Genomic DNA, 21,726 nt, shown 5'->3' with positions numbered 1-21,726 from the left:
GAGGCTCGGCTTAGGCCGCCGCGTCGTACTGCAGACGGAATTGGTTGAGCAGCGCGAACACTCGCAGGCCGTTGATGTAGTCCGGCGGGAACAGCACGTTGACCCGGCTCGGGTCCTGGCTGTCGCGCTCGACGATCAGGTGCTCGGCGAACAGCTCGGCGTTCTCCACGTGGCCTTCCAGTTCCAGCTTGGCGTACTGGGCGATCAGCTCGCCGCGGATGGTGCTCGGGGTCACGATCGGCTGGCCGGCACCGAAGCGGGTACCGTCGGCGGCCAGTTTGTGGCGCCCGTACTTGCTGGTGATCACGCTTTGCAGGCGGCGCACGATAAAGGCCGACTGGTGCATGGTTTCGCTGTCCAGGTAGGAGTTGTCGGCCTGGCCGTAGGCGTTCTTCTGGTAGGTGGTGATCGAACGCTGGATGCGCACGTAACCGCCTTCGTAGTAGGCGGTGGCGATGCCGTAGCTGAGCAGCGACTGACGCTCGGTCAGGGTGAAACGCTCGCTGGCCGGCGCCGGATCGACACCCGGCAGGCTGCCGCTCTGGGTCGGACGGCTGGCATCGGCGGAGATGAACACCGAGGTGCGCGCGGCCAGTGCGGCGGCCTGCACCCAGAACGGTTGCGGTACGCCCGGCTCCAGGGCCTGGATGGTGATGTGCTGGTCGTTGCGTGCCTGACCGGCCGCCACCAGGGTGCCGACGGTACCGCGCTTGGCGCTGTAGACATGACCGAACAGTTGCTTGGCCCAGGACCAGCGACCGGTGCTGTCATCCATGACGGCTTGCCAGGCGTTGAGGGTCGCGGTGTCGGTCCACGGCATGCAGATGAACTCGAACGGTTCATCGCCCAGGGCCGCCAGGGCCGCGACCTGATCCGGCACGCCGGCGCCGCCGGCCATTTTGCCGACCGTCACGCTCAAGCCAGCCGGGGTTTCTTCGCCATTGCTCTTGCCCAGGCGGTTGAGCTGCAGGCTGATGTCGTTAGCGCTGTCGCCGGTCCATTTGGCGGTCAGGGTCAGGGTGCCTTCGACCGCGGCGGCGCTCACCGGCAGGTCGGCGGCGGCGTTGATTTTCAGCGCCAGCGCGCTGGCGGCCTGCGCCGCGGTGGCGGCATTGACGATGGCGGCCTGAACCCGCACACCACCGACATACAGGTTGAGCACGCCGCTTTCGCTGGCGGTGCCGGTGAACTTCAGCTCGGCCTTGGCCACGCTGCCTTCGACGTTGTGCAGCGGCAGGCACCAGATCTCACCGATCGGGTCGGTCTTGCGCCAGGTCTCGTACATGGAGGCGAGCATCGAGCCCTGACCGCCGATGCTCTTGGCCAGCGCGACGCTGGAGACCAGCACCAGCTTGCCGGTTTCGGCCGGCGCGACGTTGTCGTTGACCTGGGCCACGATCAGTCGACGCATGGCCGAAGACGCGCTATTGGCCGCCGAATTGTCCATCTCGGCGTAGAACAGCGGCACACGAATGTCCGCCGGAATATTGCTGAATCCGATCGCCATTATTTGGCTCCTTGTGGTTTGGCCGCCTTCGCGGCCTTGAGGGTGATATCGCCATCGGCCAGACGCCGGCGCCACCAGGCGTTGTCGTCGACTTCACGGCCTTCCAGCGGCAGCAGGTCGCCGGCTTCGGGGTCCGGCACGGCGCGGCCCGCGGCCGGCAGCACAGTGATGCGTTTGCTCATTGCGTTACGTCTCCAGAGAAAGTCAGTTCCAGGCGCCCGTCGGGCCCCGGGTGTTGCAGGTTGGGGTCCGCCGGATCGATGGCATCGACCCGCACCGTGACCCCGGTAAAGGACGGCAGGCCGTCCAGTTCACGCTCACGCCAGGTTTCCGCCGGCTGGCTGGCCAGGTTGCGTCCCAGCTGGAACTCGGCGAAAAAGCGCAGCTGATAGAACAACCGCGTGGCACTGAGCGAAACCATCTCGCCACCGTCGTATTCGATCGGGTTGTAGTCCGCGCCCGGCTTGAACCCCACCAGCGCCCGCCACAACTCGGCCCGCAGGCTTTCGAGTTGCTCCAGGGCCTGCCGGGCGTCGCTGGCATCCAGTACCAGGGTGATCACAAAGCGGTCGCGGATGGCCTGGCGGGTGACGTTCTGCCCGGTGCTCGGGCTGGCCAGATCGGCGATCGGCGTCACATGGGCACTGGGGGTGGGCAACGCGGTATTGCTTTGCAGCAGCGCGAGATCGACGCCGACGGCCACCTGATTGGCCAGGCCGGGGCAGTGATCGCGCAGCTGCGTGAGGATCGGAGTGATCTTCATGAAGAAGCTCCAAAACTGAGTGAATGGGAAACCATCAGGCGCGGCCACAACGGATCGCCCAGGCAGCGGGTGCCCGGGCAACAGGATGGAGCCGTAGAGAAGAAGGACGCGGGAGAACAGGATGCTGGGCAAGGCCCGGCAATTAAGGCTGCTTCTCCAGGCAGGTTGCCTCGATCATGCAGCGATAGTTTTTCTCGCGACTGCCGCTGGCAGTCACCTTGTCGATCGACCAGGTGCCCTGCATGAATGCTGGCCAGCTGTTGTCCAGCAACACCAACCCCTCGGCCGACAGGGACGGGTCGCCGGGACAGTCGAGCTTGAGCTTGATCGCTTCGCGCTCGATCCGGCGCATCGCCCCTTGGGCTGCGCTGCGGGCCTCGCCCTCCCCCGGGTAACGCTGGCGCAGGGTCTGGAAGGGGGTCTGCCCCAACTTGACCACACGCTCCTTGCCGGCCGCCGAATCCCACCAGGTGGCCTGGCAGCCCTTGTGCTTGGCCCGGCCGTTCTCATCGATGCTGGCGGAGATGAACGCCGGATCCCCCGGACGGTTATCCCGGGTGACGCTCAAGCGCACCGGCGAAAGGATTTTCCCCGAGAGCGACTTCGCCTGCCCTCGCAGCGCCAGCACATACATCTCGTTGAGCGGCTTGGTGACGGCATCGTGCGGCCGCGCAATGCGCGTCAAGAAACTCATGTCGGTCTCGTTGCACTGATCGACATGTGGGACAGGGATCGAGTCCAGTTCGGGCGCCACCCGGGGTGAAAAACCGTGCCGGGAGGTCAGCTGGCGAAACAGCGCGCCGAGGGTCGTGGGGCCATGGCTGGCAGAGCGGCGCTGCTTGAAACCGGTCGCGTCCGCCACCTTGAAGGGGGCAGCCGTGGCCACCAGGGTCAGGCGCGGCGGAAACAGGTTGGGCGTGCGCCGGGTGATGATGAACTCGCCACGATCCACCAGTCCCGACTCCAGATAACCCACCCGCAGCCCGACTTTCCCTCCCAGTTCGGGAAGCCCTTCCAGGCCTTCGATATCGAGGGTCAGCGTGAGCTGGTCGGACTCGATACCTGCCGCATCGATGTGCGTCCAGCTGATCAGCCGTTCGTTGAGGCGCGCGGCATTGGCGCCGTAGAGCTCAATGCTCGGGGTGAATCCCAGGGTCATATGCCCTCCTTAGTCCCAGGCCGAGACCGGGGTCGCGGCAACCGGCCGGGACTCGATCTCGGGCACTATCACCCAGACACCCGCCGGCAGCACCGGGCCCTTCTCGGCCAGCAGTGGATTGAGGCGCCAGAGCGCCTCCTCGACCGCATCGTCGCAACGTCCCACCTCGCGGTAGAGCAGCAGGTTGACCGAATCGCCAGCAATACTTCGAACCCTACGCATTGACGAATTCCTCGAGGTTGATGGTCCAGTTGATCACCAGCGCGGTGCCGTCATCGATGATGGAGGTCTGCACCTCCGTCACCAGGTTGACGCGCCAGCGCCCCCAGTTGCGGCCGATGCCATCCACCAGCGGCAAGGGCACACGGGCGGCCTGCAACTCACGCAGCTGGTCCAGGCGCGCCATGCCCGTGGCGTACATCGACTTGCCACTGATCTGCAGCGTTTCCAGCTTCTGCCCGGCCTGCTGCGATTTCGGCTTGCTGGTGATGATGTCGATACTGGCCCAGCCACCGTCCGTCTTGCGTTCAAGCCGGTCGTAGGCAAAGCCGGTGGACAAGCCGAAAATGAAATTGCCCAACGCCATCTGCTGTCGCATCACATCACTCCATCGGTCAGGGCCACGTCGCGCCGTACCGCGAGCGGGTTGGTCATCATCAGAGGCATGACCTGCATCTGCATTTGCTGGATCACCATGTCCACCAGTTGCCTGGAGGTGGCCTGATCCTGGCCATAGATATTGATGACCGGGGCGAAGGTAACCTGCTGGCAGGAAGTCGAGCTGGCTGCGAGGTTCTTGCTCACTTCATCCGGCGGCTTCAAGCGGTCTCCAACCTCACCCCCCAGCCGACTGAACGCCTCGCTGCCAAGCCATCCGCCAATGGCTCCACCCACCAGCCCGCCGACAGCCGTACCGAGGATCGGCACGACGCTGCCCAGGGCCGCTCCGAGCGCGGCACCGGATGTGCTGCCGGCCCAGGCACCACCCAGGGTCCCCAGGCCGGAACCAATGGCCTTGGGATCGCGGTTACGCACGCCCCTGAACACATTCAGACCGGCCCTGAGCAGCTTGAGCGGTCGACTGGCCACCCGGCCGGCCACAGAGCGCAGACCGGCGAAACTGCCGCTCAATCCGCGGCCAATGCGCGAGATCAGGCCGGCGCGCGGTGCAGCTGCAGAGCTGGTTTTTGTTGCGGACCTCGCCGTATTGGCTTGGTTCTTTTGCCTATCTTTCTTTTCTTGCCTGTCCCGTTGCCTTCGCTCTCTTCTGTTCGGGCCGCGGGTTTCACCACCGCCCGGAGGACCGCCACAGCAGCCCCCACCTTCGCTGAACAGCTTGCCAATACTCGACGGCAGGCGCGGAGCCGCCAGACTCAAGAGCTTCTTCGCCACCTGGGTAAAGACCTCGTCCAGCACCGACTTGAGCAAGCGCCCCACCACCGGCGCAATGGCGGCCCCGGCCAGGGCCAGGCCAGCAGCAATCTTCGGAAACTCCGTCGCCAGGCTGGCCAAGCCATCGACCACCCCACCAATGGGCACCATCGCCCCTTCCGCCACTGGCGCGAGGGCGGAACCGAACGCGGTGTTCATCCGGTTCAAGCGGGCATCGAAGGTATTCGCCTGGGCCCATGCAGACTGGCGTACCGAGCCCTGGTCGCCCAGCTTGGAGGTGGCGTACTGCTTCTTGTCGGCGACCTGCGCCAAGGCCTTTTGAACCTCAGGCAGTTGTTGCGCCAGGCGCAACGCAGCTCCATTCGCGCTGCCGAACAGGGTAGCGGCCAACGCGGAACGCTCCCGGCTCGACACGTCGGGCGCTTGCAGCGCCTCCAGCACCTTGGTCAGGCCACCTGCCCCATCCAGCTTCAGCGGGTCGATGTGCAACCGTTGCAAGGCCACTTGCTGCGCCTCGGACTTGGGTTCGCCCTTGCCCAGCACGGCAGCGATGCCTTTCAGCGCGGCTCCGGCATCGGCCTTTTGCGTGCCGGTGTTGAGCAATGCCGCCGTCAGCGCCGCCGCCTGCTCCGGGGCCAGCCCCGCCGCCGTGGCGGCAGCGCCATGCCGTTGCAGGATCACACCGATGTCGGCCGCCTCGGCATCGCCCGGAAGCTTGCCGAGGTGGTTGGTCGCGTCTGCCAGATCGAGCGCCTGGTTGCGGTCCAGCTTCATCGAGGTGCGCCAGCCGGCCAGCATGTCCCCGGCATCCTTGCCCGGCATCTTGAACGCGGTTGCCATGAGCGCGGCGTCAGCGCCGAATGCCGTCAGGGTCTGTCGTCGAGACACGCCTTTATCGTTCTCGATCCCGGCCTTGGCAGCGGCGTATTCAAGCTTCGCCAGATCGACCGCCGTGGTTCCACCCGCGGCGATGCCTGGATAACTGGCCATGCGGTAGTTGTCTTTCGCGAGTTCCTCGCGTTCATTGCCGGGGAGAGAAACCACTCTCCCCAGATCGGCCAGCGCCGCATTCATCGCCATCGCCGACTTGAACAGGTCAGGCGCTTGAAGCCCACTAGCGGCCTTGTCCGTGGCTTTGGCGCCGCTCGCCTCGGCCTTGGCGCTGCCGGAGGATGCCTGCTGCAACGGGCGTTGCGACGACAGCGTCAATTTCAATGAGTCGATGGCCTTAGTCAGCAGACGAATGTCCACGCTGGCGGTATTCAGGGCCAGGATGAAACTGATGGATGACAGGCCGGCATTTGCCGGGCTCGCCACGGCTGTGCTCCGGTCATCTGGCTGGCCGGTACCGACAGGCGCCAGCCAGGACGGCTCCATGCTGGCGTTCTTGAGCGAAAACTGATTGTTCGCCATCCCGCTCTACTCCTCTTTCACGCCAAGGCGAGTAATCGCGATGTCGTAGCGGCGCAAGGCCTTGCCAGCGTCCCACTCCAGGATTTCCGCCTCACTTACCGGGTAAATGAGCGGCACCACATCGAGAATCACTTCGATGTCGCGCTCCGAAAGAAGGCCGCCGGTTTGTTTAAAAAATCGTCGATGCGCTCTTGCAACTGCGTCCAGTCAGGCACGCTGAGCAACGCCAGGTCGGGCAGCATCAGGCCGGTGCAATGCGCGGTGATGAATTCGGCGCGTTCCTTGGTGGTCTTGAGCTTCTTCATCACCTTGGTCGCTCGCAGCGCGGGCATTTCCAGGGTCAGGGAAGTCAGGCGCTGGCCCGCCACATCGAGTGGCAACAGCAGGTTCACCTGGTCCAGGTCATCCTGCGCCGGCCCATCGTCGAGGGTATCGCTGGCCGTTTCGGACTCGACACCCTGCTGGAGGAAGTACGCAGCCGGGCGCGTCGACATGTCATGGACGTATTGAGCGATGCTCACGTAGTCCGGACGCTTGAGCTGATCGAGCTCATTGGCCGACAGGCCGGTGGCCAGCTTGGCCAGCTCGAAGAACTGATCGTCCTCATCGTCGCCGGCGCGGGCCAGCGCTTCTTTCTGCGCGGCGTAGAACAATGGCTTGAGCTGAATCTGCGCGATCTGCGACTCGTCGTCGGCAGTGATCGGGCACAGCAGGGCATGGATCGGAGGCGTCCAGGACATGAATGAATTCCTATGTAAAAGGTAGGAGCGAGCAGGCTCGCGATAGGAGATGAACAGCGCTTGCGATGCGGGCTGTCGGGCCGTCATCGCGAGCCGCTCGCGCCTACAGAGGGGAAGTGTCGCGGGTTACGGCATCAGTACGGCGCGACGGGCGTCGCCGAGAATGTCGACGCCGCTGAGCACGAACTTCTGGGTGCGCACGTCGATGTCGATCACCGGCACGCCGTTCTCGATGCGGTTGTAGGTACGGCAGGAGAGTTCCAGGGTGGTGGTGGGTTTGTCATTCATCTTCATGGCCGTTTCGGCCAGGGATTTCAGCTTGCCGCCCACGGTGTGGTAGGTGAACCAGGTCTTGCCATCCTGATCCTGGCCCGCCTCGCGGACATTGAGCAGGATGTCGTCACCCAGCTTCACGCCCAGCGCCAGCATGATTTCCGGCCCCAGTCCCTGCAGCTTGAGGGTGGCCGTCAGCGCCTTGCCGCTCTTGGCCATTTCTTCAGCGATGAAGCGTCCACCGGTCATCGCTTCCATTTCGAATTCGATCTTCGGCGGGGTGAACTCTTCCACGGTCGCCGACAACGGCAGGCCTTGCAGGGTGGCCGCGATGGCCTGTCTTACGCGGTTGGTAAACATTAGAGAACATCCTCCAGGAACTGCTCGATGATTTCATCGCGGGCGTTGAGCTGATACACCATGTGCTCGTTCGGCGCGTAGCGGCCGTAGTCGATGACCACGTACCAGGTACCGTTCTTGTACTTCTCGACGCTGTTCAGCTCGGGGTGCAGGTACACGCTGCCGCCCGGGATGGTTTCGTCGGCGACCAGGGTCTGCAGCCAGTCGTTGATGCGCTTGACCTCCTGGTCCATGAAGGACTTGGTCAGGTTCTTGGCCATGGCTTTCTGCCCGGCCTTGACCAGCTTGCGGCTGATGGCGTCTTCCAGGCCGACATAGCTGATGAACTTGCCGGTGATGGAGCGGTTACCCAGCAGCGAGAAGCCACCGAGCACGGTGCGGGCGTAGTAGCTGACGCCGTAGCGGTTGAGCAGGTCGCCCTCGGTCGAGGTGTCGAGGATGTTGTATTCCACGGTGCGCGAAACGTCTTCGGCGTAGGTCACCTGGTTGCCCGGGCTCTCCCACTGCTTGACCTTGGCCAGCGCAGCGATGGCCAGGCTCGACGGCGCCAGGAACACGTTCTTCTTGGCCGCCTTGGAGTACACGGCCGGCATGTTGTGCACCACCAGGCAACGGTCGAAGCCCAGGTCCGCGCCGCCCAGCTCCTTGCTGTAAGTCACCTGGTCGGCGACCGAGGCGTCCTTGCCGTCCAGCACCACACGGGCCTTGATGCGCTTGCCGAACGAGGCGAACTCGCCAGCCACCGCCTTGGTACCGGTAAAGCCCGGCGCGCCGATGATGGTCAGGTCTTCCGGGACGCTGCCCAGGGCAGCCAGGCCGAGCTTGCGGCCGGTGGTGGCATCGACGCCGCCGATCACGTTGTTGACGGTGTCGGCCGGGGTCGCGCCCTCTTCGACGATCACCACATAGACCGGAACCTTGACCACTTTGAGGATCTGGTACACCGCCTGGAACAGAGTGCCCGACTCGGCACCGGTCGGGTCCAGCAGCGCCTGGGTGGTGAAGCTGTTGATGCGAAACGGCGCATTGCGCGGAATCAGCGGGTCGGCCTTCGGCGCGGTGCCGACCAGACCGATGACGTTGTCACCCAGGCCACCCATGGCCTCGGGGGATTCGGTGGCATTGACGGTAATGCCGTTGTGCTCGAAGTTCAGAACCTCAGCCATGGTTATTCAGCCTTCTTGGCAGCGGCCTTTTTGGCCGCGGTGGATGGAGTGGCCGGTTCGGCCTGTTGGCGCGCCGCAAGGACGCTGGTCAGTTCCAGGCGGCCGGCGGCACGCAGGGCACTGGCCTCGACATCGAGCAGTTCCAGTTGCTGGCCGACGCTCGACCAGTGGCCACCGCCGGTGGGGAATGGCACGAGGACGGTGTAGGTTTGGCGGTTAGCCATTTCAGTCTCTCCAGATACGAAAAAGCCCCAGGTGAGTGAGGCTGTTGGGTGTTGCTTTGCGGCTAAGAAAACGCCCCGTCGGTGCGGGGCGTTTATTGGAGCTGGTCAGCCAGCCAATCGGGTGCAGGGGGACGTCGATCAATCAGTGGAAACTCATCAGCTTCTGGCCAATTGCGGAGTGCCCGGCGATACGCCTGGAGCGCAGCGTACTGGCCTGCTGAAAGCGTGGTTACGACACCTTCTTCGATCTCGTCGCGATGACGCGAAACAACACCATCAGTATCGGACAGTTGCTGATCGCGCCATGACCGCTCGGCAGCTGACAACTCTTCAGTGCCGGGCGGAGGTGGATCAATCAATGTGGGGAACCCATCAGCGCCCCAGGTAATGACCTTACCTTCAGACTGCCCCACCAACAGCTCAGCGTGCCTGTCAGCGGAGATCTCAACCGCGTCATCCGGCATAAAGTCGTGAATTGCAGGATCGTAAAAACTACGTGCAGCTTTTGAAGCGAACATATGATTCCCTCTAATAGCCTTCTGCGAAGAAAAACCCGCCGAGGTTTGCAGTTGCGGCACCTGTTGTACTCAGCATCGCCGTAGCCGTAAGTCCATTAGTGGCCTTAGAAACCAATGAGAAGACTGTTGGCCCCCCGTTCCCTAAAATCGATGCACCTATACAAGCATTTGGGAATCCGATCGGAAACGTTGCAGACCAGTTTCCTGTCGCGCTACCTACCGAGACAGCACTCCCCCACTGAAGAATCAGTCCACTCGGAAGCTTCTGGAATCCATTACTTGTTAGCTGAGCAGTGCCGGCGCCATTTGTTGCCAGGATTGTCGATGCCGACAAATAGATAAATTCGATAGCAGAACCGGGCTGGATCGTAACCGAACTCGGATCGGCCCCCGCCAAGGGAGCCCCAAAGGCCATCCCCGCCGGAGCCCTCACGCTAATTGCATTCGTTGCAGCCCCACACTGTATGTAAAACGAGACTCCCGCCCGAACAGTTGAAAATGCTGGAAGAGTTAGCACGCCATTGGAAGCTAAAATATTTGCGAGAATCACGAAGCCAGCTTCAGCCGCAGTTAGCTCGACGCTTGCATCAATAATTCTCACGCCAGCTTTACTGCCCAACGAGCGTTGCACAAACTCCGTTGTTGCTAGCGCCTTACTGTTATTGAATTGCACCGGCGTGTTAGCCGTCGGATCAATCAGCACCGGTGAGTTGAGCGGCGCAAATCCTTTGGTGATGTTCTGGAAGGTCAGGGCCGTAGTGTCCAGAACGATAGAGCCGTCTGTAACCAGTTGCCAGATAGTGTCCGCCAACAAGGCTCCTTCCTCGACGGAAACGATTAGCCCAGACGTAACCTTGACGCTTGCATCAGCGTCCTTCGAACGGGTCCAGGCACCGTTGGCAACAACATAAATGCCATTGTCCCTGGCTAGCGATTGCGCCTTGACCAGCACACGGTCCCCGTCAACAACGGCTACGCCATCGATCGCTTGAGCACCACTTAAAACGATATTGGTGGTGGTAGCGACCCGCACCGATTGTTTACTGTCGAGCTTCGCCAATTCATCGGCGACATAACCCGCCACCCAAGCCCGCGTCGCCTTGACCACCGTATCGTCGATCAGCAAGGTCACCAGCGAAGCATTGCTGGTCTCGAAAATCGAGCGGATATAGAACTCTTTCCCCGATCCCGAAGTTGCCAGCACCGGCTTGAACGACTCCGGATACTTGACGATGGCGTAAAGGATCCCCGTATCGGTCCACAGCCCGGCCTCGCGCACATACCAGCCGCCGACCTCGGGCGGGATGGTTACTTCAGCGAGCAGCCAGCTGGGGTTTTTCTCGTCCTGGAACAGCGCGTTCAAGGGGCCGCGCCAGACTTCGCGCTTGAGGGCAGTGTCGGTCGCCGCCGGGTTGTAAACCGCGCCACCGCCGTCACCGACGGAAATCTGCGACAGCTTGATCGGTACGCCTGCTGCCTTGCAGGCAGTTTCGTAGGCGATCCCTGCATTCGTGAGCAGGGTGTAATAGTCGGCCATTTAGGACCCCTGAGGATAAATAGTGGATGTTTCGACGCTGTACAGCCCGGCGGCCATGAAGGCCTGGCCCGAGGCTTCGAGCCCCTCGACAACGATCGGGTAGATGGTGGTCAACTCGCCGCAGACGGTCGCCGCCGCGATGGAGTGGGAACCGAATGCACTCAAACCCACGGATACCGTCAAGATGTCGCGTTCGCTTTTGGCATCCGCCAGGCGCCGATCGAGGCGCGCGTCGATCTCTTCGCTGTAAGGCCGCTCGGTGAAGGCCCTGACCGAAAAGCTGTAAGGCGCCCCCGGTGGGGTCTGCTCATACCAGGCGCGAACCTCGGGCATCAATTGCAAACCCTTGGCGGCATTTTCCAGCGCCTTTCGTGTGCCGGCCTGACGCGCGGTGGGCCAGGCCAGCTCGACCGTCAAACGTTTTTCGGCCTCGGGCGCTTCGGAGCGCCACTCGCCGACACCCCGATCAGCCGCGAGATAAGGCAAGAATTCAACCGGTGTTTCGGCGGGGCTCATCAGCTCCGGAAACGGCGGCGCGATGCGTTCGAGCAACCGGGCAAAACCCAGGTCGAGCGCTCTTTCCAGAGGCGAGCTGTTGACCGGCAGGAGACTCGGGTGAACGGCTTCATCCTTCATAGCGTGAGCACCTCCACCTCGACATCCGTGCAATACGGCGCCTGGAAAGCCGTCGTGACGATCGGCGCCAAAGGTTCGAGAATTTCCAGCTGCACCGCACCCGCGGCATGCAGCGTGTAATCGATCCAGCTCGGATCCACCCGCCCTTCCAGGCGATGACAGCTGTCCGCGTAGGCCTGGAGTTGCCGCTGTGTGGCGACCTGGGTCAGTCCGGAATCGGGGCCCGGGTTGATCTTGGCCACCACGCGGATCTTGTAGGGTTTGATCTGTGCCGCCTGCACCGTCACCCGATCCGTTTCCGGTTTCACGTCCGGTCGGGCAAAGTGTCGGCGCACGCCTTCGAGCAGGTCCTCGGACGGCGTGCCGTCGCCTTCTCGCGAGAGCACGGTGACCTGCACTTCTCCCGGCGCGGTACGGCGGCCGTTGCCATCCTTGACCCGCGCCGCGTAACCGTCCGGGTCGAAGGTGTAGGTGACGGTCACCACGCCTGCATCGGTGGAGTCCACTTTCACCGTCGGCCGCTCGCCGAGGGTGAAGACTTCGCGGCGATACTGCATGCGCGAACCGGCGGCCGGCGCATGGGGCGCCAGGTAGTAGCGCAGGCGTGCATCTTCGTCGCTTTCATAGACCGCGGGCACCGGCGGAAAGGCCGCCGGATCGCCCGGGTCGAGCAACTGCCGCTCCAGGCCCATGTCCGCCAGGCGTGCATCGAGGTTACTGCCGGTGGCCCACCAGGCCAGCATCTGCTTGATGCGGGCGTTGTACTTGCGTTCATGGGTCTGCAGGCGCAGGCAGAAGGCTTCCAGCGCCAGGGTCAGCAGCTCGCTTTCGTTGGCCAGGCTGGCCTGCAGTTTCTGCGCATGGGCGGGGGAACGCTGGGCCACGTAATCGACGACGAAGGTCTTGAACTCGGCAAGCAGCGTCTCGAATTCATCGACTGTGACAATGGCCGGCTCGGCCAACTGGTGTTCACCGGGTATCAGCATGCTCATGTCACGACCTCGAACGTCTGTTGGCGGTTTTTCCAGGTGCCGGCGAAACGCAACAGCAGCCCGGCGCCGCGCCGGCTGGCGACTATGACCTGCGGCTCGAAATCGCCGATGCCGTTCTGCTCGTTGTAGAACGCCTGCGCGGCATGGCTCTGGGCGAGGATCAGCAGGTCATCGCCGAGGTTCTGGCCCAGCAGGTCGGGAATCAGCGAACCGTACAAAGGGCGCTTCTGCCGGGTGCCCAGCGGCGTGGTCAGGGCGCGGGTCGCGCGCTGCACGAATTGCAGCCAGTCATCGACCGCGGCGCCGGTGTTTCTATCGACTCCAATCATGGAAAGCCTCTTATCAAGGGCTGATAACGCGGCCCTGGTGTTCCACCAAGGGGCCGCTGAAGTGGATGCCGGCGCTGTCGAGCAAGATGCCCACCGCGCCCAGCCGCAGCTCGATCGCCTCGGGCCTCATCGCCAGCCGGGCGGGACCGATGCTCAACTCGACCGCCTCGCGGGAAGCGGTGAGCGCGGTCGGGCCGTTGCTCCAGCTCAAGACATGGCCGGCGTCGTCATAACTGCTTTGGGTGCCATCGGCGTATTGACGGCGGGTCAGCGCGGCCAGGGTCGACACCGGTGGAAAGCGGTCGCAGTTGAGGCCGAACAGCGCCACCGACTGGGCCCCACCGTCGCCGCCACCGTAGTTGAACAGCAGGCACTGCTCGCCCACGGAAGGAATGCGCGATTCGCTTTGCGCGCCGGCGCTGGGGTTGAAGAACCTGATCGCCGGCGTCAGCAGCTCTCCGTGGCTGACCCGACAGGTGTTGCTGGCCGCATCGACCGACTGGCACACACCGATACGGCAATGGTTTTCCGTCCGCCGGTGCAAGTCATCGAGTTCGGTTTCCATTTCCGCCAGTCGCTCGATGATCGGGCCCAGCTGCATGCGCAGCAGCTCGTCAAACATGGCTCAGCCCTCAAGTGCTTGGTATTGGTCGGGGTCATCGATGTTCGAGACTTCCCAGGTGCGGGCGAACTTCGGTATGCCAGTCGGGTCGTCCAGCAATGGCTGGCCGAGGTACAGCGTCTGGGTGAACGACAGCGTCCAGGCGGCGTATTGCTGCTCGCCGCGAATCAGGGTCGAGGGCAGGCCCTCGAGGTTCATCGGCAGGTCGCACTGCACCGCCGGGAGGCCCCAACGGTTATCCGTAGCCAGATCCTTCAGCACGCTCGCCAGATCGCCGGCCTCGAACCCGGAACGCTCGCTCCCCACAGCCGCCACGGCTTGCAACGAGATCGTCAGGACATGGGCGATACGCCCTTCCTGGCTGCGCATGCCCGGGGCATCGCGCTCGATCGCCATCAGCACCCAGGCCTGGTCGAGCAGACCATCGAACTCCTGGTGACTGCCAACCTTGAGGCCAAGGCCCGCCCCTCGCAGGGTCTCGGCAATGGCGAAAAACAGCTGCGACGGCTTGTCGATGACAGCGGGCATAGGGGGGCTTCCTGTTCGGATATCAGGGTTGAGATTGCGCTGGGGGGCTGCGGATGTGGTGCGAGCTGGAGGGGCGGTGAACGTCGGTTTGAGCAGGGCTCTGGCTCGCCAGATCGGTGCGCGAGATCGCGAAGGGCTGGGTGATGCAACGGATGACTCACGAGACTTTGCTGAGGTCCGGCATCACCTTCGATGGAGACCTCAGCCCTGATTTCGCCGAATCAGGCGTACTTCTCGTTCAGCGCATAAAGGATCGCGCAGGTTTCCACATCCAGTTTCCCGGTGTAGTTCTTCGGCCTGAAGTGCATCTGGAAGGCCCGCACCAGCGACTGGAAGAAGTCATCCGTTACCTGGGCCGGCACGCCATAGCCGTAGGTGGCGAAGGCCTTGAGCACTTCGGCACGCTCAGGCAGACCCGCGGCGCGGAATTGCTGGACGTATTTCTTCTTGGTCGGCTCGTCGTACCAGGCGCCGATACCGGCCTTGTAGAGTTCTTTCCAGGGCAGCTTGGGGCCCGGATCGGATTTGCGGCCCACCGCGATATCGGAGTGGCCCACCACGTTTTTCGGCGACATGTCCGGATAACGCTGGAGAATATTCAGGGCCAGTTGCTTGAGCGCCTCGACCTGGGAGCGTTCGTAATCCGGGAAAGTGAAGACGCCATTGACGTCGGTGGCCTCGTTGACGATCTCGATGCCGATGGAGGTGTCGTTCAAGCCGCTGCGACCGGCCCAGTCACTGACACCGGCATGCCAGGCGCGGTCTTCTTCGGCCACCAGGTTGAAGATTCGTTGCTCCTGGAAACCCGCGGCCTGATAGGTCGGATCCTGCACCGCCGGGATCAGGTAATGGGCACTCGCCGCGCCGGTGGTCAGGGCCTTGACCGACGCCTCGAAGTTCAGCGCCGTGTAATGCAGCACCAGGAACCGCACCCGCTTGTTATAGGGCGCAAGGGTGCGATAGCTGTTGTAGTCGATTGGGATCATGGTTTGCCTCTCTTTGAAACGGATGGATGGACGGCGCTGGGCCGTACCTGGCGCCTCCCTGCCGGGAGGGCCGATTGAGCTCGTTCAATACGAGTACGCGTCCTGCGTCAGGCGGGTATCACGGCAGTGTCGACTCAATGAGTCGACGATCTGTTTTGGTGGTTATTCAAGAGTCCGAGCGCGGATCCTTGGGCGGCACTTCGCACACACCCAGCCGCTTGGCCGCCCAGCGCTCGTAGAGCCCGATGGCTACATCAGCGCCCGCCATGGCGGTCAGGCAACCGAAGGCGCCGGCGGTCCAGATCGATACGCCGGCGGCGTACAGCAGCATGATGGTCGAGACCCCGCAGATCACGCAGGCCCCGGAACGCAGGGCCAGGCGCCGCAGCAGCAACCAGCCGCGGGCGCCCTCCTTGTCGGCGCGCCACATTTCGCCGGACACCCCGCCCACCAGGGCGAGGACGATGACAAGCCAGATCGGCATGTCCAGCAACGCTTGTTGCTCGTTTGTCATGTCACGCCTCCTGGGAGCGTTGATGAGTGCAGGGATTGAGGGCAAGACAGCACCGAGTCACCGGCGCTGTCTTCAACCCTGGAAAAGTCCGCTGAACGGGAGTTACAGACGTTCAACAATGACGTTGTCGATAAAGGCAAAGTTGGCGTACGGATTCTGCTCGTTGGAGAACGCCAGGGTCGTTTGCGTGGTAGTGGCGGTGAAGTCGTAGGTCAGGGTGCTCCACTCGATCGAAACGCCTTTGGCGGTCGGCGTATTGAAAGTGGCGGTTTGGCCAGCCACTTTGACCTGTACCACACCGTCACCCGAACGACCGGCGAACTTCGAATTGCCGGCGCTGAACGTCAGTCGGTACTTGGCGCCAACGACAGTGGCAAAGTTCTGTTGAATGCCCCCGCCGTTGCCATAGACATAGTTCGCCAGGTCAACAATCACCAGGCCATCCGCGGCTGCGGAGCCGCCAATCGAAGCCGGCACGTTGAAGTACTCGGCACCGGACAGGAATGTCGTCCAGCCGGTAATGAAGTTGGTTTTTGCCGGGGTATCCAGAATACAACTACCACTGCAACCGGGCTGTTCAAAGCTGCCGTTGACCAGCAGGTTGGCCGCAACGGCATTGGCTGCGGAGCCCAGCAGCACAACGGCGGCCAGAATGGGAGCGACATATTTTTTCAAGACTTTCATGTGTTCACCTATGGCTGTGATGGATTGGGTCGTGCTACCGAAGCAGCACTCATGTCGCTCACAGGCGATCGCTCGGGGCTCGCGGCCCTCACATGATTCAGCGTTCCGCACCGGGAACATTTGATCTGGAGCTCTGCATACTCGCCGATCCGGGCGAGCAGTCTCTTGCAATGTCCACATCGGCAATCTTTCAACATCTGCAATGCCTTGTGATGTTCATCGGATCCTTCCTTTTGCATTGGCCATCCAGGGATGAAACCCGATATGCCTGACACAAGGCAGGCTTTGCCAAAGGCCTCACGAGTAGAAGGGCATTTTCAGCAACGCGGTTCCAGTGTCGGGTTTGACTGTCGTAGTGAATTAAAAGGGAGCGGCCGGCCAGTTGACCGAGTGTGGGTAGCCGGATTGATTTTTCACTTCGCTGACAGCAATGTAGTACTGCTTGTAAGCAAGCAACAACGCTTCATCTGCAAGAGTGGTGACACCTAGATCCAACTTATACTGCAAGGGATTCAACCTCAGCCAACTAACAGCTTCACTAAGCAGACTTTCCATATGCCTAGTTACCTCATCTACATAGTCTTGATAGGTTGGTTCACTGAAGACCCACTCACCTGTCAGGTTTAAAGCCTTCCATCCCACTTGGACTGTTGTGTTACCTGTTACATCAACCCATATGCCCGTTGCTCCCTCTGGATAGGTAGTGGGAGCTTCCTCAGAGTCCAAAATCTGTAGAACTTTGGGAAAGGGTTTTGAATAGTCAATTCGAATGAAGGCATAACGATTCATTTGTTTTTTCCTACTGGCAATTAATAGCGAATGCTGTTCTTACGTTCTGCGTACCTGCATACCCACTAATTTTCTTGAATGGGGTAGTTACATCAGGTAGGCATTCCAAAAAGCCCGGCAATCCGCCGGGCTTTTCAGAATGCGATCCTTCGCCTTCCTTTCATCCTGTGAACAAAAAGGAAGCTGACTTTTCGGCGCTACTGGCGCGGTACGAGTCTATTCAAATTGTTTTTCCGACCGCGGTCCCTGCCCGCCGGATAACTGTTCACGGTGCTTTACGCTGCACACCCGGGTCAGTTGCCAACCCTCTGAACCGTCGAGGCCGGTTCATCGCTGCCTTTGCTTTTGCCACTAAAGAGCGGTGTCGCTCGCCGCTGTCGGGCGGCTTGGAACGAATAATATGCATGGATGCATATACAGTCAATGCACAAATGCATTTATTTATGCGCAAGAAATGCATAGGCGCATGAAGGCCGCATAAATAAAGGCGTGGAGGGTTTTCCGCGGGCACAAAAAAGCCCGCTCGATGGCGGGCTTTGGCGTTATGGGCTGCGGTTAGCGGGCGTACATGCCCCACCAGAAGACGTGACCTAAGATGACGATCTGCTCTTCCTGCATTTCCTGGAAGCTGTAGTCCTCATCCGGATGTTCGTCGCGGTTGAAGCTACGCAGGCGAATGCCGGAAGGCAGGCGATAGAGCTGCTTCACTCGCAGCTGGCCATTGTGGTTGATGGCATACAGGTCGCCGTCGATGATGTCGCCGATACCGCATTTGCCGGCATTGACCCCCACCGTGGCACCGTCACGCAGCACCGGCAACATGCTGTTGCCGCGCACGGTCACGCATTTGGCCTGGTCGAACTGCACGCCATTGTGTCGCAGGCTGCGCTTGCCGAAGCGCAGACTGGAGCGCTCGCTTTCCTCGATGACGAATCTTCCTGATCCCGCAGCCAATTCAACCTCGCGAAGAAAGGGGACCGACACCTCGTCGTCATCGACGGGGGTATCGTCGTCCCACAGACTTATGTCCTTGAGTTCCGAATGCGGATCGGCCGGCCGGGCAGAGGCGACCGCCGCGCGCCCGCGCAGTTGATCGGTGCTCACCTGGAAGTACTCGGCGATCCGCGAGATGTGTTTGTCCGAAGGATCGACAATCTTGCCACTGAGGATCCGCGAAAGGGTGGATTGAGGCACGCCGGTACGCCGATGGAGTTCCGTGGGGGAAATGCCATCGCGATCGAGCAGCTCTCTTAAGACGGTAGAAACGTTGCGCTTTTGCATAACGCGCATATTGCGGGTTATTTTCGTCGATGACAAATGCTAAAATGCATATCCATGCATAAAACACTCGAAATCCGCCTAGGTTCATCCCTGCGAAGGTCGGACCGCCCATGGTAACCTTGCGCCCATCGCGAAAAAGCCGGGCCCATGCCCTCTGCTTTTGCCCACCCTTTCAACGAATCAACCTGACGACCCGATGAATAAAGCGCTCACCGATCTGTCCTCCCACACGCCGATGATGCAGCAGTACTGGCGCCTCAAGAACCAGCACCCCGACCAGCTGATGTTCTATCGCATGGGCGACTTCTACGAAATCTTCTATGAAGACGCAAAGAAGGCCGCCAAGTTGCTGGACATCACCCTGACCGCGCGTGGGCAGTCGGCTGGCCAGGCGATTCCGATGTGCGGGATTCCTTATCACGCCGCCGAAGGTTACCTGGCCAAGCTGGTGAAGCTCGGCGAGTCGGTGGTGATCTGTGAACAGGTCGGCGACCCGGCCACCAGCAAGGGCCCGGTGGAGCGCCAGGTGGTGCGGATCATCACCCCGGGGACCGTCAGCGACGAGGCTCTGCTCGACGAGCGCCGGGACAACCTGATCGCGGCGGTGCTGGGCGACGAGCGCCTGTTCGGCCTCGCGGTGCTGGACATTACCAGCGGCAATTTCACGGTCCTGGAAATCAAGGGCTGGGAGAACCTGCTGGCCGAGCTGGAACGCATCAACCCGGTGGAACTGTTGATCCCGGACGACTGGCCGCAAGGCCTGCCGGCGGAAAAACGCCGTGGCGTGCGCCGTCGCGCGCCCTGGGACTTCGAACGCGACTCGGCCCACAAGAGCCTGTGCCAGCAGTTCTCCACCCAGGACCTCAAGGGCTTCGGCTGCGAGAACCTGACCCTGGCCATCGGCGCTGCGGGCTGCCTGCTGAGCTATGCCAAGGAAACCCAGCGTACTGCCCTGCCCCACCTGCGCAGCCTGCGTCACGAACGCCTGGACGACACCGTGGTGCTCGACGGCGCCAGCCGGCGCAACCTGGAGCTGGACACCAACCTCGCCGGCGGTCGCGATAACACCCTGCAATCGGTGGTCGACCGTTGCCAGACCGCGATGGGCAGCCGCTTACTGACCCGCTGGCTGAACCGCCCGCTGCGGGACTTGAAAGTCCTGCAGGCGCGGCAGACCTCGATCGGCTGCCTGCTGGACGATTACCGCTTCGAAAGGCTGCAACCGCAGCTCAAGGAAATCGGCGACATCGAGCGGATCCTCGCCCGTATCGGCCTGCGCAACGCCCGTCCCCGCGACCTGGCGCGCCTGCGCGATGCCCTGGCGGCGCTGCCGGAACTGCAAGTGGCGATGACCGAGCTCGAAGCCGAGCACCTGAGCCAACTGGCCGTGACCACCAGCACCTACCCGGAACTGGCAGCACTGCTGGAAAAAGCCATCATCGACAACCCGCCGGCGGTGATCCGCGATGGTGGCGTGCTGAAGACCGGCTACGACACCGAGCTGGACGAGTTGCAATCGCTGAGCGAAAACGCCGGCCAGTTCCTCATCGACCTGGAAGCCCGGGAAAAGGCCCGTACCGGCCTGGCCAACCTGAAAGTCGGTTACAACCGGATTCACGGCTACTTCATCGAACTGCCGAGCAAACAGGCGGAACAGGCCCCGGCGGACTACATCCGGCGCCAGACCCTCAAAGGCGCAGAACGCTTCATCACCCCTGAGCTCAAGGCTTTCGAAGATAAGGCGCTGTCCGCCAAGAGCCGCGCGCTGGCCCGCGAGAAGATGCTCTACGAAGCCCTGCTGGAAACCCTGATCGGCCACCTGCCGCCGCTGCAGGACACCGCCGCGGCGCTGGCCGAGCTGGACGTGCTGAGCAACCTGGCCGAGCGAGCGCTGAACCTCGATCTCAATTGCCCGCGTTTCGTCAGCGAGCCGTGCATGCGCATCACTCAGGGTCGCCACCCGGTGGTCGAGCAGGTCCTGACCACGCCGTTCGTGGCCAACGACCTGAGCCTCGACGATCAAACCCGGATGCTGGTGATCACCGGCCCGAACATGGGTGGTAAATCCACTTATATGCGGCAAACCGCGCTGATCGTGCTGCTGGCCCATATCGGCAGCTTCGTGCCGGCGGCCAGCTGCGAGCTGTCGCTGGTGGACCGCATCTTTACCCGGATCGGCTCCAGCGATGACCTGGCCGGTGGTCGCTCCACCTTCATGGTGGAAATGAGCGAAACCGCCAACATCCTGCATAACGCCACCGAGCGCAGCCTGGTGTTGATGGACGAAGTGGGTCGCGGCACCAGTACCTTCGATGGTCTGTCCCTGGCCTGGGCTGCGGCAGAACGTCTCGCCCATCTGCGGGCGTACACCCTGTTCGCCACCCACTACTTCGAGCTCACCGTCCTGCCGGAAAGCGAACCTCTGGTCGCCAACGTGCACCTCAATGCCACCGAGCACAACGAGCGCATTGTGTTCCTGCACCATGTGCTGCCAGGTCCTGCCAGCCAGAGCTATGGCCTGGCCGTGGCCCAGTTGGCGGGGGTTCCGAGCGATGTAATCGTCCGCGCCCGCGAGCACCTGAGTCGCCTGGAGACCACCAGCCTGCCCCATGAAGCGCCGTCTCCGGTACCGGGCAAGGCTTCGGTCCCGCAGCAAAGCGACATGTTCGCCAGCCTGCCGCACCCGGTCCTCGATGACCTGGCCAAGCTCGATCTGGACGACATGACCCCGCGCAAGGCACTGGAAATGCTCTATACATTGAAGACACGCATCTAACGCTGATGCTTTCAAGCTGTTAGAATCTCGCGCGGTTTGGGATGCTGCGGACTATTAGCCTGGTCCGCAGACTATCGCTCCCGAACCTGGCGACCCCGTCCTGAAGGGGCTCCGCTGCCGCCGCCTGAGGAGAGAATTAGAAATGACCTTCGTCGTCACCGACAACTGCATCAAGTGCAAGTACACCGACTGCGTAGAAGTCTGTCCGGTGGACTGCTTTTACGAAGGCCCGAACTTCCTGGTGATTCACCCGGATGAGTGCATTGACTGCGCGCTGTGCGAGCCTGAATGCCCCGCTGTAGCGATCTTCTCCGAGGACGAAGTTCCGGAAGAGATGCAGGAGTTCATTCAGTTGAACGTTGAGCTGGCCGAAATCTGGCCCAACATCACTGAAAAGAAAGATTCCCTGCCCGATGCCGAAGAGTGGGATGGCGTCAAAGGCAAGATCAAAGATCTCGAACGCTGATTACCTCGCGTTCCCCAAAAAGGCCCCTTGCGGGCCTTTTTGCTGTTCCGGATTCACTTTTACGCAGGCAA

The 21,726-nt window shown here is 62.0% G+C and carries 26 protein-coding genes; 2 read left to right on the top strand and 24 right to left on the bottom strand.

The window, feature by feature from the left end; genetic code table 11:
- Positions 1-10 precede the first annotated feature (10 nt).
- The 24 genes from DK261_RS13650 to DK261_RS13535 form a co-directional block, all read right to left on the bottom strand.
- Complete coding sequence (locus DK261_RS13650; protein WP_028681834.1) at positions 11-1,507, bottom strand: phage tail sheath subtilisin-like domain-containing protein; 1,497 nt, start codon at positions 1,505-1,507, stop codon at positions 11-13.
- Positions 1,507-1,689, bottom strand: coding sequence for a DUF2635 domain-containing protein (locus tag DK261_RS13645; RefSeq protein WP_007923975.1), 183 nt, complete (start codon positions 1,687-1,689; stop codon positions 1,507-1,509). Before DK261_RS13645 ends, DK261_RS13650 begins: the two co-directional genes overlap by 1 nt.
- A complete protein-coding gene (locus DK261_RS13640) occupies positions 1,686-2,270 on the bottom strand; it encodes a hypothetical protein (RefSeq protein WP_103331118.1) in 585 nt (194 codons plus the stop codon). Before DK261_RS13640 ends, DK261_RS13645 begins: the two co-directional genes overlap by 4 nt.
- A 142-nt stretch (positions 2,271-2,412) precedes the next feature.
- Positions 2,413-3,429 (bottom strand): phage late control D family protein, encoded by a 1,017-nt coding sequence (locus DK261_RS13635; RefSeq protein ID WP_110175861.1) that lies wholly within the window; start codon positions 3,427-3,429, stop codon positions 2,413-2,415.
- Positions 3,430-3,438: 9 nt separating this feature from the next.
- Complete coding sequence (locus DK261_RS13630) at positions 3,439-3,651, bottom strand: tail protein X (RefSeq protein WP_009042420.1); 213 nt, start codon at positions 3,649-3,651, stop codon at positions 3,439-3,441.
- Complete coding sequence (locus DK261_RS13625) at positions 3,644-4,027, bottom strand: phage tail protein (RefSeq protein ID WP_016702001.1); 384 nt, start codon at positions 4,025-4,027, stop codon at positions 3,644-3,646. Before DK261_RS13625 ends, DK261_RS13630 begins: the two co-directional genes overlap by 8 nt.
- Positions 4,027-6,234 (bottom strand): phage tail tape measure protein, encoded by a 2,208-nt coding sequence (locus DK261_RS13620; RefSeq protein WP_110175860.1) that lies wholly within the window; start codon positions 6,232-6,234, stop codon positions 4,027-4,029. Before DK261_RS13620 ends, DK261_RS13625 begins: the two co-directional genes overlap by 1 nt.
- A gap of 128 nt (positions 6,235-6,362) precedes the next feature.
- Positions 6,363-6,974, bottom strand: a complete 612-nt coding sequence (locus tag DK261_RS13615) for a phage tail assembly protein (RefSeq protein WP_016701995.1) — start codon at positions 6,972-6,974, stop codon at positions 6,363-6,365.
- 126 nt (positions 6,975-7,100) lie between these two features.
- Positions 7,101-7,607 carry a phage major tail tube protein gene (locus DK261_RS13610; RefSeq protein WP_016701994.1) on the bottom strand — a complete coding sequence of 169 codons (507 nt, stop codon included), beginning with the start codon at positions 7,605-7,607 and terminating at the stop codon, positions 7,101-7,103.
- Positions 7,607-8,773 carry a tail protein gene (locus DK261_RS13605; protein ID WP_016701993.1) on the bottom strand — a complete coding sequence of 389 codons (1,167 nt, stop codon included), beginning with the start codon at positions 8,771-8,773 and terminating at the stop codon, positions 7,607-7,609. Before DK261_RS13605 ends, DK261_RS13610 begins: the two co-directional genes overlap by 1 nt.
- Before the next feature lie 2 nt (positions 8,774-8,775).
- Positions 8,776-8,997: a hypothetical protein gene (locus DK261_RS13600; protein WP_038630734.1), complete on the bottom strand. Its 222-nt coding sequence runs from the start codon at positions 8,995-8,997 to the stop codon at positions 8,776-8,778.
- Positions 8,998-9,089: 92 nt separating this feature from the next.
- Positions 9,090-9,515 (bottom strand): tail fiber assembly protein, encoded by a 426-nt coding sequence (locus DK261_RS13595; RefSeq protein ID WP_038630733.1) that lies wholly within the window; start codon positions 9,513-9,515, stop codon positions 9,090-9,092.
- A gap of 10 nt (positions 9,516-9,525) precedes the next feature.
- The gene (locus DK261_RS13590; RefSeq protein WP_110175859.1) at positions 9,526-11,052 is read right to left on the bottom strand and encodes a phage tail protein; all 1,527 of its coding nucleotides are present in this window, start codon (positions 11,050-11,052) and stop codon (positions 9,526-9,528) included.
- Positions 11,053-11,688 carry a phage tail protein I gene (locus DK261_RS13585; protein ID WP_038630731.1) on the bottom strand — a complete coding sequence of 212 codons (636 nt, stop codon included), beginning with the start codon at positions 11,686-11,688 and terminating at the stop codon, positions 11,053-11,055. It lies immediately after the preceding gene.
- Positions 11,685-12,680 (bottom strand): baseplate J/gp47 family protein, encoded by a 996-nt coding sequence (locus tag DK261_RS13580; RefSeq protein ID WP_110175858.1) that lies wholly within the window; start codon positions 12,678-12,680, stop codon positions 11,685-11,687. Before DK261_RS13580 ends, DK261_RS13585 begins: the two co-directional genes overlap by 4 nt.
- Positions 12,677-13,009, bottom strand: coding sequence for a phage baseplate protein (locus tag DK261_RS13575; protein ID WP_007924012.1), 333 nt, complete (start codon positions 13,007-13,009; stop codon positions 12,677-12,679). The genes DK261_RS13580 and DK261_RS13575 overlap by 4 nt, the downstream gene beginning before the upstream one ends.
- Before the next feature lie 13 nt (positions 13,010-13,022).
- Positions 13,023-13,631, bottom strand: coding sequence for a phage baseplate assembly protein V (locus DK261_RS13570; RefSeq protein WP_110175857.1), 609 nt, complete (start codon positions 13,629-13,631; stop codon positions 13,023-13,025).
- A 3-nt stretch (positions 13,632-13,634) separates the two neighbouring features.
- Positions 13,635-14,159, bottom strand: a complete 525-nt coding sequence (locus DK261_RS13565) for a hypothetical protein (RefSeq protein ID WP_110175856.1) — start codon at positions 14,157-14,159, stop codon at positions 13,635-13,637.
- 221 nt (positions 14,160-14,380) lie between these two features.
- Entirely contained in the window at positions 14,381-15,145 is a 765-nt protein-coding gene (locus DK261_RS13560) for an N-acetylmuramoyl-L-alanine amidase (protein WP_110175855.1), read from the bottom strand.
- 166 nt (positions 15,146-15,311) lie between these two features.
- Complete coding sequence (locus tag DK261_RS13555; RefSeq protein ID WP_009047293.1) at positions 15,312-15,659, bottom strand: phage holin family protein; 348 nt, start codon at positions 15,657-15,659, stop codon at positions 15,312-15,314.
- Between the two features lie 102 nt (positions 15,660-15,761).
- Positions 15,762-16,343: a DUF642 domain-containing protein gene (locus DK261_RS13550; protein WP_110175854.1), complete on the bottom strand. Its 582-nt coding sequence runs from the start codon at positions 16,341-16,343 to the stop codon at positions 15,762-15,764.
- 8 nt (positions 16,344-16,351) lie between these two features.
- Positions 16,352-16,540, bottom strand: a complete 189-nt coding sequence (locus DK261_RS13545) for a Com family DNA-binding transcriptional regulator (RefSeq protein WP_080768771.1) — start codon at positions 16,538-16,540, stop codon at positions 16,352-16,354.
- A 163-nt stretch (positions 16,541-16,703) separates the two neighbouring features.
- Positions 16,704-17,132, bottom strand: a complete 429-nt coding sequence (locus DK261_RS13540) for a tail fiber assembly protein (RefSeq protein WP_038630724.1) — start codon at positions 17,130-17,132, stop codon at positions 16,704-16,706.
- A 555-nt stretch (positions 17,133-17,687) separates the two neighbouring features.
- On the bottom strand, positions 17,688-18,422 hold the full coding sequence (locus tag DK261_RS13535) for an XRE family transcriptional regulator (RefSeq protein ID WP_164485924.1): 735 nt from the start codon (positions 18,420-18,422) through the stop codon (positions 17,688-17,690).
- 187 nt (positions 18,423-18,609) lie between these two features.
- Here DK261_RS13535 and mutS point away from each other — a divergent pair, with 187 nt between their 5' ends.
- Complete coding sequence (gene mutS, locus DK261_RS13530) at positions 18,610-21,189, top strand: DNA mismatch repair protein MutS (protein WP_110175853.1); 2,580 nt, start codon at positions 18,610-18,612, stop codon at positions 21,187-21,189.
- A gap of 142 nt (positions 21,190-21,331) precedes the next feature.
- Positions 21,332-21,655: a ferredoxin FdxA gene (gene fdxA, locus DK261_RS13525; RefSeq protein ID WP_007924025.1), complete on the top strand. Its 324-nt coding sequence runs from the start codon at positions 21,332-21,334 to the stop codon at positions 21,653-21,655.
- The last annotated feature ends 71 nt before the right edge of the window (positions 21,656-21,726 follow it).

The organism is Pseudomonas sp. RW409, assembly GCF_003184125.1.
Classification (GTDB): domain Bacteria; phylum Pseudomonadota; class Gammaproteobacteria; order Pseudomonadales; family Pseudomonadaceae; genus Aquipseudomonas; species Aquipseudomonas chlororaphis_I.
The sequence above is the reverse complement of the archived record's forward strand: the minus strand, read 5'-3'. Positions and strand labels throughout refer to the sequence as shown.

Bases quoted from the DNA above. Each gene is read 5' to 3' on its own strand.
- DK261_RS13650 (WP_028681834.1), bottom strand. From the start codon at position 1,507: ATGGCGATCGGATTCAGCAATATTCCGGCGGACATTCGTGTGCCGCTG.
- DK261_RS13645 (WP_007923975.1), bottom strand. From the start codon at position 1,689: ATGAGCAAACGCATCACTGTGCTGCCGGCCGCGGGCCGCGCCGTGCCG.
- DK261_RS13640 (WP_103331118.1), bottom strand. From the start codon at position 2,270: ATGAAGATCACTCCGATCCTCACGCAGCTGCGCGATCACTGCCCCGGC.
- DK261_RS13635 (WP_110175861.1), bottom strand. From the start codon at position 3,429: ATGACCCTGGGATTCACCCCGAGCATTGAGCTCTACGGCGCCAATGCC.
- DK261_RS13630 (WP_009042420.1), bottom strand. From the start codon at position 3,651: ATGCGTAGGGTTCGAAGTATTGCTGGCGATTCGGTCAACCTGCTGCTC.
- DK261_RS13625 (WP_016702001.1), bottom strand. From the start codon at position 4,027: ATGCGACAGCAGATGGCGTTGGGCAATTTCATTTTCGGCTTGTCCACC.
- DK261_RS13620 (WP_110175860.1), bottom strand. From the start codon at position 6,234: ATGGCGAACAATCAGTTTTCGCTCAAGAACGCCAGCATGGAGCCGTCC.
- DK261_RS13615 (WP_016701995.1), bottom strand. From the start codon at position 6,974: ATGTCCTGGACGCCTCCGATCCATGCCCTGCTGTGCCCGATCACTGCC.
- DK261_RS13610 (WP_016701994.1), bottom strand. From the start codon at position 7,607: ATGTTTACCAACCGCGTAAGACAGGCCATCGCGGCCACCCTGCAAGGC.
- DK261_RS13605 (WP_016701993.1), bottom strand. From the start codon at position 8,773: ATGGCTGAGGTTCTGAACTTCGAGCACAACGGCATTACCGTCAATGCC.
- DK261_RS13600 (WP_038630734.1), bottom strand. From the start codon at position 8,997: ATGGCTAACCGCCAAACCTACACCGTCCTCGTGCCATTCCCCACCGGC.
- DK261_RS13595 (WP_038630733.1), bottom strand. From the start codon at position 9,515: ATGTTCGCTTCAAAAGCTGCACGTAGTTTTTACGATCCTGCAATTCAC.
- DK261_RS13590 (WP_110175859.1), bottom strand. From the start codon at position 11,052: ATGGCCGACTATTACACCCTGCTCACGAATGCAGGGATCGCCTACGAA.
- DK261_RS13585 (WP_038630731.1), bottom strand. From the start codon at position 11,688: ATGAAGGATGAAGCCGTTCACCCGAGTCTCCTGCCGGTCAACAGCTCG.
- DK261_RS13580 (WP_110175858.1), bottom strand. From the start codon at position 12,680: ATGAGCATGCTGATACCCGGTGAACACCAGTTGGCCGAGCCGGCCATT.
- DK261_RS13575 (WP_007924012.1), bottom strand. From the start codon at position 13,009: ATGATTGGAGTCGATAGAAACACCGGCGCCGCGGTCGATGACTGGCTG.
- DK261_RS13570 (WP_110175857.1), bottom strand. From the start codon at position 13,631: ATGTTTGACGAGCTGCTGCGCATGCAGCTGGGCCCGATCATCGAGCGA.
- DK261_RS13565 (WP_110175856.1), bottom strand. From the start codon at position 14,159: ATGCCCGCTGTCATCGACAAGCCGTCGCAGCTGTTTTTCGCCATTGCC.
- DK261_RS13560 (WP_110175855.1), bottom strand. From the start codon at position 15,145: ATGATCCCAATCGACTACAACAGCTATCGCACCCTTGCGCCCTATAAC.
- DK261_RS13555 (WP_009047293.1), bottom strand. From the start codon at position 15,659: ATGACAAACGAGCAACAAGCGTTGCTGGACATGCCGATCTGGCTTGTC.
- DK261_RS13550 (WP_110175854.1), bottom strand. From the start codon at position 16,343: ATGAAAGTCTTGAAAAAATATGTCGCTCCCATTCTGGCCGCCGTTGTG.
- DK261_RS13545 (WP_080768771.1), bottom strand. From the start codon at position 16,540: ATGTTGAAAGATTGCCGATGTGGACATTGCAAGAGACTGCTCGCCCGG.
- DK261_RS13540 (WP_038630724.1), bottom strand. From the start codon at position 17,132: ATGAATCGTTATGCCTTCATTCGAATTGACTATTCAAAACCCTTTCCC.
- DK261_RS13535 (WP_164485924.1), bottom strand. From the start codon at position 18,422: ATGCGCGTTATGCAAAAGCGCAACGTTTCTACCGTCTTAAGAGAGCTG.
- mutS (WP_110175853.1), top strand. From the start codon at position 18,610: ATGAATAAAGCGCTCACCGATCTGTCCTCCCACACGCCGATGATGCAG.
- fdxA (WP_007924025.1), top strand. From the start codon at position 21,332: ATGACCTTCGTCGTCACCGACAACTGCATCAAGTGCAAGTACACCGAC.